The 15355-nt window shown below is 73.4% G+C and carries 15 protein-coding genes; 12 read left to right on the forward strand and 3 right to left on the reverse strand.

The window, feature by feature from the left end; translation table 11 throughout:
- Positions 1-175 precede the first annotated feature (175 nt).
- Positions 176-1255: an FUSC family protein gene (locus tag QWY29_RS18760; RefSeq protein WP_300962731.1), complete on the reverse strand. Its 1080-nt coding sequence runs from the start codon at positions 1253-1255 to the stop codon at positions 176-178.
- An 83-nt stretch (positions 1256-1338) separates the two neighbouring features.
- Here QWY29_RS18760 and QWY29_RS18765 point away from each other — a divergent pair, with 83 nt between their 5' ends.
- From QWY29_RS18765 to QWY29_RS18780, 4 genes are all read left to right on the forward strand, one after another.
- Entirely contained in the window at positions 1339-1629 is a 291-nt protein-coding gene (locus QWY29_RS18765; protein ID WP_300962732.1) for a hypothetical protein, read from the forward strand.
- Between the two features lie 191 nt (positions 1630-1820).
- Positions 1821-2606, forward strand: coding sequence for a CoA transferase subunit A (locus QWY29_RS18770; RefSeq protein WP_300962733.1), 786 nt, complete (start codon positions 1821-1823; stop codon positions 2604-2606).
- Positions 2603-3241 (forward strand): 3-oxoacid CoA-transferase subunit B, encoded by a 639-nt coding sequence (locus QWY29_RS18775; protein ID WP_300962734.1) that lies wholly within the window; start codon positions 2603-2605, stop codon positions 3239-3241. Before QWY29_RS18770 ends, QWY29_RS18775 begins: the two co-directional genes overlap by 4 nt.
- Positions 3242-3258: 17 nt before the next feature.
- Positions 3259-4617: an alpha/beta hydrolase domain-containing protein gene (locus tag QWY29_RS18780; RefSeq protein ID WP_300962735.1), complete on the forward strand. Its 1359-nt coding sequence runs from the start codon at positions 3259-3261 to the stop codon at positions 4615-4617.
- Positions 4618-4620: 3 nt separating this feature from the next.
- On the opposite strand, the gene QWY29_RS18785 is transcribed toward QWY29_RS18780, so the two are convergent.
- A complete protein-coding gene (locus QWY29_RS18785; RefSeq protein ID WP_300962736.1) occupies positions 4621-5298 on the reverse strand; it encodes a PaaI family thioesterase in 678 nt (225 codons plus the stop codon).
- Complete coding sequence (locus QWY29_RS18790; RefSeq protein ID WP_300962737.1) at positions 5295-6563, reverse strand: hypothetical protein; 1269 nt, start codon at positions 6561-6563, stop codon at positions 5295-5297. The genes QWY29_RS18785 and QWY29_RS18790 overlap by 4 nt, the downstream gene beginning before the upstream one ends.
- 176 nt (positions 6564-6739) lie before the next feature.
- Here QWY29_RS18790 and fadD1 point away from each other — a divergent pair, with 176 nt between their 5' ends.
- The 8 genes from fadD1 to QWY29_RS18830 all read left to right on the forward strand — a co-directional run bounded on the left by fadD1 (position 6740) and on the right by QWY29_RS18830 (position 15319).
- Positions 6740-8344, forward strand: coding sequence for a fatty-acid--CoA ligase FadD1 (fadD1, locus tag QWY29_RS18795; RefSeq protein ID WP_300962738.1), 1605 nt, complete (start codon positions 6740-6742; stop codon positions 8342-8344).
- A 524-nt stretch (positions 8345-8868) separates the two neighbouring features.
- Entirely contained in the window at positions 8869-9447 is a 579-nt protein-coding gene (locus tag QWY29_RS18800; RefSeq protein WP_300962739.1) for a TetR/AcrR family transcriptional regulator, read from the forward strand.
- On the forward strand, positions 9444-10709 hold the full coding sequence (locus QWY29_RS18805; RefSeq protein WP_300962740.1) for a cytochrome P450: 1266 nt from the start codon (positions 9444-9446) through the stop codon (positions 10707-10709). Before QWY29_RS18800 ends, QWY29_RS18805 begins: the two co-directional genes overlap by 4 nt.
- A gap of 7 nt (positions 10710-10716) precedes the next feature.
- Positions 10717-11541, forward strand: a complete 825-nt coding sequence (locus QWY29_RS18810; protein ID WP_300962741.1) for an SDR family oxidoreductase — start codon at positions 10717-10719, stop codon at positions 11539-11541.
- Positions 11538-12941: a cytochrome P450 gene (locus QWY29_RS18815; protein WP_300962742.1), complete on the forward strand. Its 1404-nt coding sequence runs from the start codon at positions 11538-11540 to the stop codon at positions 12939-12941. The genes QWY29_RS18810 and QWY29_RS18815 overlap by 4 nt, the downstream gene beginning before the upstream one ends.
- 7 nt (positions 12942-12948) lie before the next feature.
- Positions 12949-13188, forward strand: coding sequence for a ferredoxin (locus QWY29_RS18820; RefSeq protein ID WP_300962743.1), 240 nt, complete (start codon positions 12949-12951; stop codon positions 13186-13188).
- Positions 13185-13856, forward strand: coding sequence for a hypothetical protein (locus QWY29_RS18825; protein WP_300962744.1), 672 nt, complete (start codon positions 13185-13187; stop codon positions 13854-13856). Before QWY29_RS18820 ends, QWY29_RS18825 begins: the two co-directional genes overlap by 4 nt.
- A complete protein-coding gene (locus QWY29_RS18830; protein WP_300962745.1) occupies positions 13853-15319 on the forward strand; it encodes an aldehyde dehydrogenase in 1467 nt (488 codons plus the stop codon). Before QWY29_RS18825 ends, QWY29_RS18830 begins: the two co-directional genes overlap by 4 nt.
- Positions 15320-15355: the final 36 nt, after the last annotated feature.

The following is a 15355-nucleotide window of genomic DNA, read 5'->3' on the forward strand; positions in this document are numbered from 1 at the left end:
ACGCCACCCGCTTGCTGACTGCTAGCGGGCGGGTGGGTGGCGAGCCGGCGGCCGGCTTGTAACGGGTCGTTCGCCGCTGTGTAGGCACGCTGCAGCGTGCCTACACAGTCGGGAACAGCCCGTTACAAGCCCGCTCGGCTGCCCGGACGGTGCTGGCACAGGCAGCACCGGCCGGTCAGGACCACGCCTCGACGGCCCGCTGGAGGTTGACCCAGACGGCGGCGGCGGGCAGGTGCTTGTCGTCGGTGGAGGCGAGGTGCGAGACGAGCAGGCCGAGCTCCTCGACGGACCGCTCGGCGTCGGCGGTCGGCACGGCGGCGGCGTCCTCCTGCCCCTCGTCGTGCACCGGGTCCTCCGCGGCGCTGCGCAGCATGGTCGCCACGGCCCGCATCGCCCGCGCGATCGTGTCGCGCAGCTCCTCGGCGGAGCGCTCGTCGGCGTGCACCGAGGAGCGCTGGTCCGAGACGAGGGCTGACACCTCGTCGACGCAGCCGGCGAGCCGCTCGAGCGCACGCGCCTGCGCGTAGCGGCGGTCGACGGTCTCCGACCAGCGCCCGGCACGCCAGTTGCCGCGGCGGGCGTCGTTGGCCTCGGCCAGCAGCGCCCGCAGCTCGGTGACGTGCGGCTCGGTCCGCTGCCGCTGCTGCTCCCAGAACGACGGGTCGAGCACGTCGTCGTCCAGCAGCCCGTCGGCGAGCGTGTCCAGCTCGTCGGCGAGCCGGTGCCGCAGCCGGGCCTGGGCCCGGGCGACCGGCTCGAGCGGCAGCTGCGGCACCAGCGCGTTGACCACCGTGGCGACGATCGCGCCGAAGGCGGTGAGGCCGACGTACGCCGCGACGTACGCCTCGGGGTCGTGCCCGCCGATGACCAGCACGAACAGTGCCGCGACAAGCACCCAGCCGCCCATCGCACCCAGCTGCTTCAGCCCCGCGAGGAGGGTGGCGACGGCGATGGTCAGCGCCAGGGCGAGCCACCCGGGCACGTCCAGCAGGCCCATGGTGGTCGCCACGACGGCACCGATCGTGATCGCCACGACGGCCTGGGCAGACGTGCGGGCCGAGCCGATCACCGTGGTCGACATCGCGGCCGCGGCGCCCATCGGCGCGTAGTAGGGGTAGTCGCTGAGCGGCCCGGACAGCGGCTGCACCAGCAGCCATGCGAGGCCGGCGGCGGTGGCGGTCTTGAGCGCGAGCAGCCACCGCGGGTGGGCCCACGAGGCCGTCCGCGCGCGCCGCCAGAGGTCGAGTGTCGCCATACCCCGACGGGTACCCGCCCCGGCCACCGCGGTCACCCACTGGGGTGAGCATGGTCACACGGCCCGCGCGGCACCGTGGTCCCATGACCTCGGGGACAGACACCGGCGTGGTGCGGCTGCGCACCATCGACCGCGGGGACCGGCGCGACCGGCCCGCCTTCTGGTACGACGAGGCCGGTGCGCCGCGCGGTGACGTCGAGGCGGTCGCGGAGGTGCTCGCCGACCAGGGCTACGACCTCGACGCGATCACCGGCTGGTTCATCGAGCCCAACGCCGGCCTGCCCGGCCGGGCCGCCCCGGTCGACCTGCTGCCCGCCCACATCGGGCGCGTGCTCGCCCTCGCCGGCTCCGACCGGCCCTGCGGCCGCCCCTGACGCTCGGCCCTGACGCTCGGCCCTGACGCTCGGGCCGCCCGAGCTGGCGACTCGGCCTGCCGGAGGTGGCGACTCGGCCTGCCGGAGGTGGCGACTCGGCCTGCCGGAGGTGGCGACTCGGCCTGCCGGAGGTGGCGACTCGGCCTGCCGGAGGTGGCGACTCGGCGTGGTGGGCGTGCTTGGATCGGTGGATGGACAAGGTGATGGCGTCGGCCGCCGAGGCGGTGGCCGACATCGGGAGCGGGTCGACGGTGGCGGTCGGCGGGTTCGGGCTCTGCGGGATCCCGTCGGTGTTGATCGAGGCGCTGCTCGCGGCCGAGGTCGACGAGCTCGAGGCGGTGTCGAACAACGCGGGCGTCGACGACTGGGGCCTGGGCCGGCTGCTCGCGGCGGGCCGGCTGCGGCGGATGGTGGCGTCGTACGTCGGGGAGAACCGTGAGTTCGCCCGGCAGTACCTCGCCGGTGAGCTCGAGGTCGAGCTGACCCCGCAGGGCACGCTGGCGGAGCGGATGCGCGCGGGCGGGAGCGGGATCCCGGCGTTCTACACCGCGACCGGGGTCGGCACGCAGGTCGTCGAGGGCGGGCTGCCGTGGCGCTACGACGCCGACGGCAACGTCGTGAAGGCCTCGCCGCCGAAGCAGACGCAGGTCTTCGAGACCGCCGAGGGGTCCAAGGAGTTCGTGCTCGAGCACGCGATCGTCGCCGACTTCGGGCTGGTGCGGGCCTGGCGCGGTGACCGGCACGGGAACCTCGTCTACAAGGACGCCGCGCGGAACTTCAACCCGCTCGCCGCGATGTGCGGCCGCATCACGATCGCGGAGGTCGAGGAGCTGGTGGAGCCCGGCGAGATCGACCCCAACCACGTGCACACGCCGGGGGTGTTCGTGCAGCGCGTGGTCGCGCTGACCCCCGAGCAGGCCGCGGACAAGCGGATCGAGAAGCTGACGGTCCGCCCGAGCCAGGAGGTGTCGTCATGAGCTGGAGCCGTGAGGAGATGGCCGCGCGGGCGGCCAGCGAGCTGACCGACGGGTCCTACGTCAACCTCGGGATCGGCCTGCCGACGCTGGTGCCCAACTACGTGGCCGACGACGTCGAGCTGGTGCTGCAGTCCGAGAACGGCATCCTCGGCGTCGGCGCCTACCCGGTCGAGGGGGAGGAGAGCCCGGATCTGGTCAACGCCGGCAAGGAGACCGTCACGGTCCGCCGCGGGGCGAGCTTCTTCGACTCCGCGACCAGCTTCGGGATGATCCGCGGCGGCAAGGTCGACGCCGCGATCCTCGGTGCGATGCAGGTCAGCGCGACCGGCGACATCGCCAACTGGATGATCCCCGGGAAGATGGTCAAGGGCATGGGCGGGGCGATGGACCTCGTCCACGGCGCGAAGAAGGTCGTCGTGCTGATGGAGCACGTCGCTCGCGACGGGTCCTACAAGATCGTCGAGGAGTGCTCGCTGCCCTACACCGGTCGCGGGGTGGTCCAGCGGATCATCACCGACCTCGCCGTCATCGACGTCATCCCGGCCGCCGAGGGCGGCGGCCTGCGGCTGGTCGAGCTCGCGCCCGGCGTCACCGAGGACGAGGTTCGCCAGAAGACCGAGCCGACGCTGCGCTGAGGCGGCAGGATCGGCCCATGCCGACCACCCCCGGGACCCCGACCACGCTGACGCCCCTCCCGCCCGGCGAGCACGGCCTGCTGGCCGCCCGGCCCGGGCCCGACCTGGCCGCGGCCGGGTACGCCGAGACCGAGCTGGTCGCGGCCGGTGTCGCCCCGTCGTACGCCGCCGACGAGCTGCCGCAGGACGGCCGCTGGTCGCTGGCCGAGCGGGACCGCGCCGACTTCGCGACGCGGGTGCTGCTGCGCGCGCCGGCCGACCCGGCGGCGTACTCCGGGACGCTCGTGGTCGAGTGGCTCAACGTCAGCTCCGGCACCGACGCGGCGCCGGACTGGACCTACCTGGCCGACGAGGTCGTGCGCCGCGGGCACGCCTGGGCCGGCGTCTCCGCGCAGCACATCGGCGTCATGGGCGGCGTCTCCGCGGTCGGGCTGGGCGGCGCGAGCGCGGGGCTGCGGGGGCAGGAGCGGTACGCCGCGCTGCACCACCCGGGTGACGCCTACTCCTACGGCATCTTCACCGAGGTGGCCGGCGCGCTGGTCGAGCACCTGGCCGACGGCCTCGGCGCGACGACGTGCCTGCTCGCGATCGGGGAGTCGCAGTCGGCGTACGCCCTCACCACCTACGCCGACGGCGTCCAGCCGCTCACCGGCCGCTTCGACGGCTTCCTCGTCCACTCCCGCGGCGGCGCGGCGATGCCGCTGGGCGAGCCGGTTGAGGCGGTCGACATCGGCGTCTTCCGCAACCACCCGCCGACGCGGATCCGCGACGACCTCGATGTCCCGGTCGTCATGGTGCAGACCGAGACCGACCTGACCGGGCGGCTCGCCTACCTGCCGGCGCGCCAGCCCGACACCGACCTGCTGCGGCTGTGGGAGGTGGCGGGGACGGCGCACGCCGACAAGTTCCAGATCGGCGAGTTCGAGGACTACCTCTCGTGCCCGCGCCCGGTGAACCGCGGCCAGCAGGCGTACGTCGTCCGCGCGGCCCTGCGCCACCTCGAGACGTGGGTGCGGGGCGGGCCGGCCGCGCCGACCGCCGACCGGCTCGAGGTGGTCGACGGCCGGTTCGTGCCCGACGACCTGGGCAACGCTCGCGGCGGGGTCCGCACGCCCGCGGTGGACGCGGCCGTCGAGGTGCTGTCCGGCGACACCGAGCCGGGGGCGCCGGTGATCTGCGAGCTGTTCGGCAGCACGGTGCCGTTGCCGGCCGAGCGGGTCGCGGTGGCCTACCCGGAGCTGTCGGCCTACCTGGCGGCGTACGAGCGGGCGACCGACGCGGCGGTCGCGGCCGGCTTCGTGCTGCCCGAGGACCGGGCCGAGGTGCTCGCCGAGGCGCGGGCGGACCTGGTCGCGGAGGCCCTGGGCGGCGGGTGAGCCTCAGGCGTCCGTGACCGCCCAGCTGGGCACGATGAAGACGCCGTGGGCCTCGACGGTGACGCCGTCGGGGTCGGCGAGCGTCGCGACGACGAAGACCTTGCGGCCCTCCTCGCGGTCGACGCGGGCCTCGATGCGCACGGGTCCCAGCGGGGTGGCGCGGACGTAGCGCATGGTCAGCGTGCCGGTGAACGTGACGCGCTTGCGGGCGCTCGCCGCGACCCCCATGACGTGGTCGAGCAGGAGCGCGCCGACGCCGCCGTGGACCATGCCGGGCGGACCTTCGTACTGCACGCCCAGCACCGTCTCGGCGTGGACGAGGTCGTCGGGGTCGCGCACGACGTCCAGCGGCGGCGCCACGGCGTTGCGCTCGCCGACCACCGCGTTGCCCCAGCTCCACGACCGGCCCTCGGCGTTGTAGCGCACCCCCGCGGGGCCGTCGATCCGGCGGGCGCGCAGCCGCGCGACGAGCGCGTCGACCTCGGCGCGGACCTCCCGGACCTCGTCCTCGTCGACGCACGTCTGGATCGTCGCCGCGACCAGGTCGCGGACGCTGTCGGCCAGCGGCGCGTGCACCGCCTCGAGGCGGTCGACCTCGGCGGTGGAGACGTCCTCCTGGACGAAGATCGAGGCGTAGCCGGTGCCCGCCCCGCCGCCAGCCACGCCACCTGTGGCGCTCACGCCGGGGCCGCCGACACCGGGAAGATCGGCAGCGAGCGGCGCGGCTCGAACGCGAACGACGCGCCCGTGCTGATCCGCGTCACCGCCACCTCGTCGGGCTCGCGCGCCGGCTCGGCCAGCGTGCGGATCGTCGCAGTCCAGGTGTCGGCCGAGCCGGTGACGTCCACGTCGAGGTAGGGGCTCACGCCGCGCACGGCCGCCTGCAGCGGGGCGGTCACGCCGGGCCCCACGAGGTCGATCCAGGCGCCGTCCTCGTGCGCTGCCGACGGGGTGACCGAGACCGAGCCGGCTGCGGGGTCGACCGACGCGGCGACGTACGCCGCGGGGTTGAGGAGCGGGTGGAGCCGCAGCACCTCGAGCGCACCGGCGGCGTCCGCGGGCAGGTCGAGCGCGCGGCGGATGCGGTCGGCGGCGACCCCGGCGATGCCGACCAGCTGCTTGGTGGCGATCGTGCGCTCCTGGGTGCGACCGGCCTCGTCGTCGCCGGTGCGGGCGCGCAGGGCGAGCAGGAAGGCCAGGTTGAGCAGGTGCATCTGCAGGCAGACCTCGTCGGCGATGCGGACGAGCGCGGAGTGGCTGAACGCGGCGAAGTCCAGGTCGTCGACGAGGGGGCCGCTGTAGTCGGCGGCGCCGTCGTCGAGCGGGTCGACCGGGTCCAGCTCGAGGCCGGCGGCGCGGGAGCGCTGGTTGACCGCGAGCGCCGGTATGCCCGCGACCGGCGGGTGGGCGGGGTCGATGCGCACCGTCCACGCGCAGTGCGGGTTGCGGTCGGCCGGCAGCCGGGGCGGGCGGTGGATGGGCCGCACCTGCGCGCGCGGGTTGGTGGCGACGGCGGTGGCGTCGAACGTCGGGTCCTCGATGGTGTGGCACATCGAGCGCACGTAGTCCGGGCCCATCGGCTCGACGTCCATCAGCGCGCCGCAGTGGTCGAGGTGGAACTCGCCGGTCCAGCGGTCGTGGACGGTGTAGCGGAAGTCCATGAACTGCGGGGGAGCGCCGATGTCGAGCTGCAGCCCCTTGAAGATCGTGACCACGTCGCCCTCGTCGGGCGGGCCGGCGTAGCCCAGCGCCTGCTGCATCCGCCGGGTGTAGATCGGCGAGGCCGCCGCCCACTCCTCGATCGCGATCTGCGCCATCTCCTCGCGGCCGAACGCCGCGATGCACCACGCCATGCCCGACCGGTCGATCAGCTGCCCGATGAGCAGCAGCTCGGGGACGAGGGTGGCGAGCTGGGCGCGCGAGAGGTCGGCGTACCGGCTGGTCATGCGGGCATCGTCGGCCACCGCCGCGGGGGTGTCAACAGTGTTGACACCCGGTCCGGCCAGCCGGGACAAGACTCCGGCGGATGTGGCCGAACCGGTTGACGGGAGGCCAGGACCCCGCCATCTTGACGCGTGTCGAGTGAGCCGGGTCACACGCCCGGCACGAGGGAGGCAGAGGCATGGCGGAGAACGTGCAGCAGCTGGTCCGGGAGCGCGCCGAGGACGACGGCGTCGCGATCCGGTACGGCGACCGGAGCTGGACCTGGCGCGAGCACGTCGCGGAGGCGTCCGCCGAGGCCTCGGCGATGCTGGGCCTCGTCGACCGCGAGCGGCCGGTGCACGTGGCGGTGCTGCTGGGCAACACCCCGGACATGCTGCGGTCGATGGCCGCGGCGGCGCTGGGCGGCTACGTGCTCTGCGGCATCAACACCACCCGGCGCGGGGCCGGGCTCGCCTCCGACGTACGACGCTGCGACGCCCAGGTGCTGCTCACCGACGCCGAGCACCGCCCGCTGCTCGACGGCCTCGACCCGCAAGCCGACCTCGGGGGAGTGCGGGTCGTCGAGATCGGCTCCGAGGAGCACACGGCGCTCATCGCCGGCGCCGGCCCGCTGGTGCCGCTGCGCGAGGTCGAGGCGATGGACACCTTCATGATGATCTTCACCTCGGGCACGAGCGGCGACCCGAAGGCCGTGCAGGTGGCGCACCTGATGGTGCTCTTCTCCGGGATGAACCTCGTCGACCGGTTCTCGCTGACCGCGGACGACGTCTGCTACCTGTCGATGCCGCTCTTCCACTCCAACGCCGTCGTCGCCGGCTGGGCGCCGGCGCTCGGCGCGGGCGCGACGATGGTGCCGGCGAAGTTCTCCGCCTCGCGGTTCCTCGACGACGTGCGCCGCCACGGCGTGACGTACATGAACTACGTCGGCAAGCCGCTCGCCTACGTGCTCGCCACCCCCGAGCGGCCCGACGACGCCGACAACACGCTGCGCGTGGCGTTCGGCAACGAGGCCAGCGACCGCGACATCGACGAGTTCTCGACGCGGTTCGGCTGCGACGTCATGGACGGCTTCGGCTCCACCGAGCTCGCCGTGATCATCCTGCGCGAGCCCGGCACGCCCGCCGGGTCGATCGGCAAGGGCATGCCCGACGTCGGCATCTACGACCCCGAGACCGTCGCCGAGTGCGAGGTCGCGCAGTTCGACGAGCACGGCGCGCTCGTCAACGCCGACCGCGCCGTCGGCGAGCTGGTCAACACCCAGGGCGCCGGCTACTTCCAGGGCTACTACAACGACCAGGGCGCGAACGACGAGCGGATGCGCCACGGGATGTACTGGTCCGGCGACCTCGCCTACCGCGACGCCGACGGCTGGATCTACCTCGCCGGCCGCACCGCCGACTGGATGCGCGTCGACGGCGAGAACCTCGCCGCGGCTCCCATCGAGCGGATCCTGCTGCGGCTGCCGCAGCTCAACCGGGTGGCCGTGTACGCCGTCCCCGACGGCAACGTCGGCGACCAGGTGATGGCCGCGATCGTCCTCCAGGACGACGCCACCCTCGCCCCGGCCGAGCTCGAGGCGTTCCTCGCCGACCAGCCCGACCTGTCGCCGAAGGCCTGGCCGCGCTACGTCCGCATCGCCCCCGACCTCCCCGCCACCGCCACCAACAAGGTCGTCAAGCGGGAGCTGATCGCCCAGGGCCCCACCGCCGGCAACGGCGAGCTCTGGGTCCGCGAGGAGCGTGGCCACACCTACGCCCCCGCCGCCGCCCCCGCCCTCGCCTGACCTTCGGTTCGGATGGCCGAGGAGGTTGCGCAGCAACCGTCTCGAGACCCCGTCCCGCCTCGGGTGGTTGAGGAGGTTGTGCAGCAACCGTCTCGAAACCCCTACCGCCTCGGGTGGTTGAGGAGGTTGCGCAGCAACCGTCTCGAAACCCCTCCCGCTGGTTGAGCCGGAGGCGCGCCAGCGCCGACGTGTCGAAACCCGGTGAGGGACGCAGGGCCGCAACCACGGTCACCGGGTTTCGAGACAGGCGCTGCGCGCCTTCCTCAATCAGCGGTGGGGCGCCTTCCGCTGGTTGAGCCGGAGGCGCGCCAGCGCCGACGTGTCGAAACCCGGTGAGGGGCGCAGGGCCGCAACCACGGTCACCGGGTTTCGAGACAGGCGCCAGCGCGCCTTCCTCAACCAGCGGGTGGTCGGGTTTCGAGACAGGCGCTGCGCGCCTTCCTCAACCAGCGGTGGCGGGTAGGCGAGTGGCAGTTGTCCAGAACTGGTTGCACCCGGACAAGAACACGTTCTAGGTTGGACACGTGTCCAGTTACGTGTCCAACGCCCCCCGACAGGAGCTCGGGGGGCGGCGTGCGGAGACGGTCGAGCGGCTGTTCTCGGCCGGGGCCGAGGAGCTGGACGAGGTCGGCCACGAGGCGCTGACGATCCGCTCGGTGGCGGGCCGGGCGGGGGTGTCGCCGGCGACGGCGTACACCTACTTCGCCTCCAAGAACCACCTGTTCGCCGAGCTGTTCTGGCGCTCCCTGGTCGAGGACGCCGACCACGAGCCGCAGGGCGCGGACGCCGTCGCTCGCGTGCAGTCGGTGACGCGGCGGATGGCCGAGCGGCTCGCGGCCAGCCCGGCTCTGGCGGCAGCGGTGACGCCGGCGCTGCTGAGCTCGGACGCCGACGTGGCGCGGCTGCGGCTGCGGATCGGCGGGGAGTTCCTCGACCGCTTCGCCCGCGCGCTGGGGGAGCAGCCGGACCCGGCGGTGCTGGAGGCGCTGGTGCTGGCGTTCTCCGGGGCGCTGCTCCAGGCCGGCATGGGCGTCCTGACCTACACCGACATGGGCGAGCGGCTCGACGCCGTCGTCGCCGCGATCCTGGAGGGCCACGCATGACCACCACGGCGGAGCCGGCGGCCGCGCCCCCGGTGCTCGACCCCTACGACTACGCCTTCCACGACGACCCCTACCCGACGTACGCCCGGCTGCGCGCGGAGTCCCCGCTGCACCACAACGCCGAGCACGACTTCTGGGCGCTGAGCCGCCACGCCGACGTGGCGGCCGCGGTGCGCGACGACGAGACGTTCTCCAACGCGATGGGGGTCTCGCTCGACAAGAGCGCCTGGGGGCCGCACGCGCACAAGGTCATGTCGTTCCTCGCGATGGACCCTCCCCACCAGTCGCGGCTGCGCTCGCTGGTCTCCCGCGCGTTCACGCCGCGCCGGGTCCGCGAGCTCGAGCCGCGGGTGCAGGCGCTGGCCGAGCACTACCTCGGGCTCGCGCTCGACGGCGCGGGCAGCGGCGACGAGGTCGAGCTGGACTGGATCACGGCCTTCGCCGGCAAGCTCCCCATGGACGTCATCTCCGAGATGATGGGCGTGCCGCAGGCCGACCGCGACGAGGTACGCCGCCTGGCGGACCTGGTGGTCCACCGCGAGGAGGGCGTCCACGACGTGCCGGCCGCCGGCATGGAGGCGGCGCTGACGCTGGTCGGCTACTACGCCGAGATGCTCGCGGAGCGCCGTCGGCGGCCGAGCGAGGACCTCACGTCCGCGCTGCTCGAGGCCCGGATCGACGACGGCAGCGCGGACGGCGACCGGCTCGGCGACGACGAGATCATCGCGTTCCTCTTCCTCATGGTGGTCGCCGGCAACGAGACGACCACCAAGCTGCTCGGCAACGTGCTCTACCACCTCACTGCGACCCCGGCGCAGCTCGCCGACGTGCTCGACGCCGGCCCGGGGACGGACGGGCTGGTGGTGCCGTGGATCGAGGAGACGCTGCGCCACGACACGTCGAGCCAGATGGTGGCCCGCCACCTCAAGCGCGACCTCGACCTGCACGGCACCGTCGCGCCGGCCGGGTCGAAGCTCCTGCTCCTGCTCGGCTCGGCCAACCGCGACGAGCGGGTCTTCACCGAGCCCACCGTCTTCGACCTGCACCGCGACCGCGCGGAGCTCTCGCAGATCCTCAGCTTCGGCGGGGGCCGGCACTTCTGCCTCGGCGCCAACCTCGCCCGCCTCGAGGCCCGGGTCGTGCTCGACCACCTCGTGCGGGTCGCGGGCGGCATCGAGGTCGACCACGACGCGGCGGTGCGCGTCCACTCCACGAGCGTGCGCGGCTTCGCCTCGCTCCCGACCCGCATCCGGTTGAGGTGAGCGCCCGATGAACGCCAGCAGGTACGCCCAGCCCGAGCGGCGCCCGGCCGTCGTCGCCGGCGCCTCGTCCGGCATCGGCGCGGAGACCGCCCGCGCCCTGGCCGAGGCCGGCTTCCCGGTCGCGCTCGGCGCGCGGCGTACGGACCGGTGCGAGGAGGTCGCCGCCGCGATCCGCGCCGACGGCGGGGAGGCCGTGGCCCACCCGCTCGACGTCTCCTCGGACGAGTCGGTCGCCGACTTCGCCGCGAAGGTCGCCGCCGACCTCGGCGAGGTGGAGGTCGTCGTCAGCAACGCGGGCCTCGTCGGCCCGGGCCGGCTGCTCGAGGTCGGCACCGAGCGGTTCGCGCGCGAGCTCGACGTCAACCTGGTCGGCCCCTACCGGCTGCTGCACGCCTTCGTGCCCGCGATGGTCGAGCGCCGGCGCGGCGACATCCTGTTCGTCTCCTCCGACGTGGCCCTCCGAGCCCGGCCGTTCATGTCGGCCTACACCGCCGGCAAGTCGGGCCTGGAGGGGCTCGTGGAGTCGCTGCAGATGGAGCTCGAGGGGACCGGCGTGCGCGCCTCGATCGTGCGGCCCGGCCCCACCTGGAGCGAGATGGGCGGTGACTGGGACGCCGACGACACCGCCTTCGTGCTGGAGCAGTGGGTGCGCTTCGGGCTGGCCCGCCACCCCCACTTCCTCAAGGCGCGCGCGATCGCCGACGCGATCACGACCGTGGTCGGCGCGCCCCGCGGCGTCCACATCAGCCCGGTCGACGTCAACCCCGAAGCACCCATCACAGCCCCCACCGACGCAGCCCCCACCGACGGATCCGCGGAGGACCCCCGATGACGACCACCACGCCGCAGGACCTGCTGGCCGACATCCCGGAGGTCTCGACCGTCCTCGACGACCGCAGCGAGGAGGTGCCGGAGATCATCCGCGGCACCGGCCACCTGCCCGAGATGCGCGTCGACCCGGTGAGCCTCTTCCACCGGGTGCGCGAGGAGTGCGGCGACATCGGCCGCTTCCGGCTCGCCGACAAGCAGGTCGTGCTCGTCACCGGCGCCGAGGCCAACGAGGCGTTCTTCCGCGCGCCGGACGCCACGCTCGACCAGGCGGCGGCGTACCCCTTCATGACCCCGATCTTCGGCGAGGGCGTCGTCTTCGACGCCAGCCCCGAGGAGCGCCAGCAGATGCTGAAGAACCAGGCGCTGCGCGGCGACATGATGCGCGGCCACGCGCAGACGATCGAGGCCGAGATCCGCCGGATGGTCGCCGACTGGGGCGACGAGGGCGAGATCGACCTGCTGGACTTCTTCGCCGAGCTGACGATCTACACCACCTCGGCGTGCCTGATCGGCAAGCCGTTCCGCGAGGAGCTCGACGCGCAGTTCGCCCAGCACTACCACGAGCTCGAGCACGGCACGGACGCCATCGCCTACGTCGACGCGTACGCCGACATCGACTCCTTCCGCCGCCGTGACGCGGCCCGCGCGGAGCTCGTCGCCCTCGTGCAGGGCATCGTCGACCGGCGGGTGGAGCGCGGGCCGGTGCCGCGCGAGGAGCGCGACCTGCTCGACGTGCTGATCTCGCTGGAGATGTCGGCCGACTACATCACCGGGATCTTCATCTCGATGATGTTCGCCGGCCACCACACCAGCAGCGGCACGGCGTCCTGGGCGATGATCGAGCTGCTGCGCCACCCCGACGTGATGGCGCAGGTGGTCGGCGAGCTCGACGACCTCTACGCCGACCCAGACGGAACTGGCGCGGTGGAGGTGTCCTTCCAGGCGCTGCGGTCGATCCCGGTGCTGGAGTCGGTGCTCAAGGAGACGCTGCGGCTGCACCCGCCGCTGATCATCCTGATGCGGCTGGTCCAGGAGGACTTCGAGCTGATGGGCCGCACCATCCCCGCCGGCACCGTCGTCGCGTCGTCGCCGCGGGTCTCGAACCGGATCGAGGAGGACTTCCCCGACGCCGACACCTTCGACCCGGGCCGCTACATCGACCCGCGCCAGGAGGACCTGCAGAACCGCTGGACCTGGATCCCGTTCGGCGCCGGCCGGCACCGCTGCGTCGGCAACGCCTTCGCGATGATGCAGATGAAGGCGATCTTCTCCGTGGTGCTGCGCGACTTCGAGTTCGAGGCGGCCCAGCCGCTGGACTCCTACCGCGACGACTTCACCAAGATGGTGATCCAGCTCGAGCAGCCCTGCCGGGTGCGCTACCGCCGCCGGCCGGGCCGGTGACGGCGTGATGAGCACGATGCGCGTCCTCGCCGACCTGGACCTGTGCCAGGGCCACCAGCTGTGCCAGGGGGAGGCGCCCGACGTCTTCGGCTTCGACGAGGACGCCGACGTCGTCGTCGTGCTCGAGGAGCACCCCGACCCCTCCCGCCGGGCCGACGTCGCCCAGGCCGTCAAGTACTGCCCCGCCTTCGCCCTGTCCGTCGAGGACGGAGCCATCGGAGCCATCGAGGAAGAGGACCGACCATGACCGGGACCACCACCGACCTGACCCGCGCCGAGCTCGAGGAGTTCTGGGAGCACTGGCTGGCGGTGAACCGGCAGGCCGAGAGACAGGCCGACTGGCGGCTGCTCGCCGAGGAGTACGCCGAGGACGCCAGCTACGGCTGGATGTACTCCGTCGACGAGCACTTCATGGCGGTCGGCCGCGACCAGATCCGCGACTGGGCCATCGGCATCGAGATGGACGGCTTCGACGGCTGGCGCTACGACTACGTCGCCACCGTCATGGACGAGTCCAACGGCATGGTCGTCGGCTTCTGGAAGCAGCGCTCGGGGATCGTCGACGACGCCACCGGCAAGGAGTTCGAGATCCTCGGCATCGGCGGCTCGTGGTTCGGCATCGAGCGGCAGACCGACGGCGCCGACGCCGGGCAGCTGAAGATCGCCTGGCAGCGCGACTGGTTCGACATGCCGTCGACGGCGCACACCTTCATGGAGATCCTCAGGTCCGGCAAGGCGCCCGACACGCTCCTGGCGCGGATGAAGGTCTCCGGCCACGGGGTGCCCGGCCACTACCACCTGGCCGACATCCCCTCGCCGGTCTGGCCGCCCCCGGTCGAGGCCGGTGAGCACGTCCGCCCGGAGCCGACCCAGCCGACCGAGCGGGCCGAGCGGGCCGCGGAGCCGACCGCATGACCGAGCTGACCAACCCGCCGGCCCAGCAGCTGATCGACGGCAAGCTGGTCCCGGCGAGCGACGGCGCGACGTACGCCGTCCTGGGCCCCGCCACCGGCGAGGTCATCGGCCACGCCCCCGACGGCACCGCGGCCGACGTCGAGGCGGCGATCGCGGCGGCGCGGCGGGCGTTCGACGAGAGCGACTGGTCGACCGACGTGGCGCTGCGCGTGCGCTGCCTGCGCCAGCTGCACGCGGCGCTGCTGGAGGAGGCCGAGCCGTTCAAGGCGCTGACCACCGCGGAGGTCGGCATGCCCGGCTTCATGATGGGCGCGGCCGGCTTCGACGTACCGGTCGACGGGCTGCGGTGGGTCACCGACCTGCTGGAGTCCTACGAGTTCGAGACCGACCTCGGTGTCGCGAAGCCGATGGGGATCCCCTCGCGCCGGGTCGTGCGGCGCGAGCCGGTCGGCGTGGTCGCGGCGATCAGCCCGTGGAACGTCCCCACCCAGATCAACCTCGCCAAGATCGGTCCGGCGCTGGCCGCCGGCTGCACGGTCGTGCTCAAGCCCGCTCCCGACACCCCGTGGGTCGCGGCCGAGCTGGGGCGGCTGGTCGCCGAGCGCACCGACATCCCCGCCGGCGTGCTCAACGTCGTCACCCCGCGCAGCAACGAGGTGGCCTCGGTGCTCGCCAGCGACCCGCGCATCGACATGGTCTCCTTCACCGGCTCCACCGCCACCGGCCGCGCGGTCATGGCCGCAGCGGCGCCGACGCTGAAGAAGGTCTTCCTCGAGCTCGGCGGCAAGTCCGCGGCGATCGCGCTCGACGACGCCGACGTGGCCGCGGTCGCCGGCGCGACGGCGTTCACGGCCTGCATCCACGCCGGCCAGGGCTGCGCGATCACCACCCGCCTGGTGGTGCCGCGCGACCGGTACGACGAGGCGGTGCAGGTCGCCGCGGCGACGATGGAGTCGATCGGCGTCAAGGACCCGTCCGACCCCGGCGCGATCTGCGGGCCGGTGATCTCCCAGGTCCAACGGGACCGGGTGGAGTCCTACCTGCGGCTGGCCGAGGAGGAGGGCGGCACGTTCGCCACCGGCGGTCACGTCCTCGACGACCGGCCCGGCTACTGGGTCGCCCCGACCGTCGTCGCCGGCCTCGACAGCTCCTCGCGGCTCGCCCAGGAGGAGGTCTTCGGGCCGGTGCTCGTCGTGCTCCCGCACGACGGGGACGACGACGCCGTGCGGATCGCCAACGACTCGGCGTACGGGCTCTCCGGCTCGGTCGACTCCGGCTCGCTGGAGCGCGCCAAGGCCGTCGCCGACCGCATCCGCACCGGCACCCTCGCGGTCAACGGCGGCGTGTGGTTCAGCCCCGACGTGCCCTTCGGCGGCTACAAGCAGTCCGGCCTCGGCCGGGAGATGGGCGTCGCCGGCTTCGAGGAGTACCTCGAGACCAAGACCCTCGCCTTCCCAGCTTGAGCGAGCCCGCGTGGCCGCGGGCGGAGCCCGTGGCCA

Source organism: Nocardioides abyssi, assembly GCF_030412915.1.
Taxonomy (GTDB): Bacteria; Actinomycetota; Actinomycetes; order Propionibacteriales; family Nocardioidaceae; genus Nocardioides; species Nocardioides abyssi.

What these genes read in the sequence shown, in the direction of transcription:
- QWY29_RS18760 (WP_300962731.1), bottom strand. Translation starts at nt 1,255, where the DNA reads ATGGCGACACTCGACCTCTGGCGGCGCGCGCGGACGGCCTCGTGGGCC.
- QWY29_RS18775 (WP_300962734.1), top strand. Translation starts at nt 2,603, where the DNA reads ATGAGCTGGAGCCGTGAGGAGATGGCCGCGCGGGCGGCCAGCGAGCTG.
- QWY29_RS18830 (WP_300962745.1), top strand. Translation starts at nt 13,853, where the DNA reads ATGACCGAGCTGACCAACCCGCCGGCCCAGCAGCTGATCGACGGCAAG.
- QWY29_RS18825 (WP_300962744.1), top strand. Translation starts at nt 13,185, where the DNA reads ATGACCGGGACCACCACCGACCTGACCCGCGCCGAGCTCGAGGAGTTC.
- QWY29_RS18790 (WP_300962737.1), bottom strand. Translation starts at nt 6,563, where the DNA reads ATGACCAGCCGGTACGCCGACCTCTCGCGCGCCCAGCTCGCCACCCTC.
- QWY29_RS18815 (WP_300962742.1), top strand. Translation starts at nt 11,538, where the DNA reads ATGACGACCACCACGCCGCAGGACCTGCTGGCCGACATCCCGGAGGTC.
- QWY29_RS18770 (WP_300962733.1), top strand. Translation starts at nt 1,821, where the DNA reads ATGGACAAGGTGATGGCGTCGGCCGCCGAGGCGGTGGCCGACATCGGG.
- fadD1 (WP_300962738.1), top strand. Translation starts at nt 6,740, where the DNA reads ATGGCGGAGAACGTGCAGCAGCTGGTCCGGGAGCGCGCCGAGGACGAC.
- QWY29_RS18805 (WP_300962740.1), top strand. Translation starts at nt 9,444, where the DNA reads ATGACCACCACGGCGGAGCCGGCGGCCGCGCCCCCGGTGCTCGACCCC.
- QWY29_RS18765 (WP_300962732.1), top strand. Translation starts at nt 1,339, where the DNA reads ATGACCTCGGGGACAGACACCGGCGTGGTGCGGCTGCGCACCATCGAC.
- QWY29_RS18810 (WP_300962741.1), top strand. Translation starts at nt 10,717, where the DNA reads ATGAACGCCAGCAGGTACGCCCAGCCCGAGCGGCGCCCGGCCGTCGTC.
- QWY29_RS18780 (WP_300962735.1), top strand. Translation starts at nt 3,259, where the DNA reads ATGCCGACCACCCCCGGGACCCCGACCACGCTGACGCCCCTCCCGCCC.
- QWY29_RS18820 (WP_300962743.1), top strand. Translation starts at nt 12,949, where the DNA reads ATGAGCACGATGCGCGTCCTCGCCGACCTGGACCTGTGCCAGGGCCAC.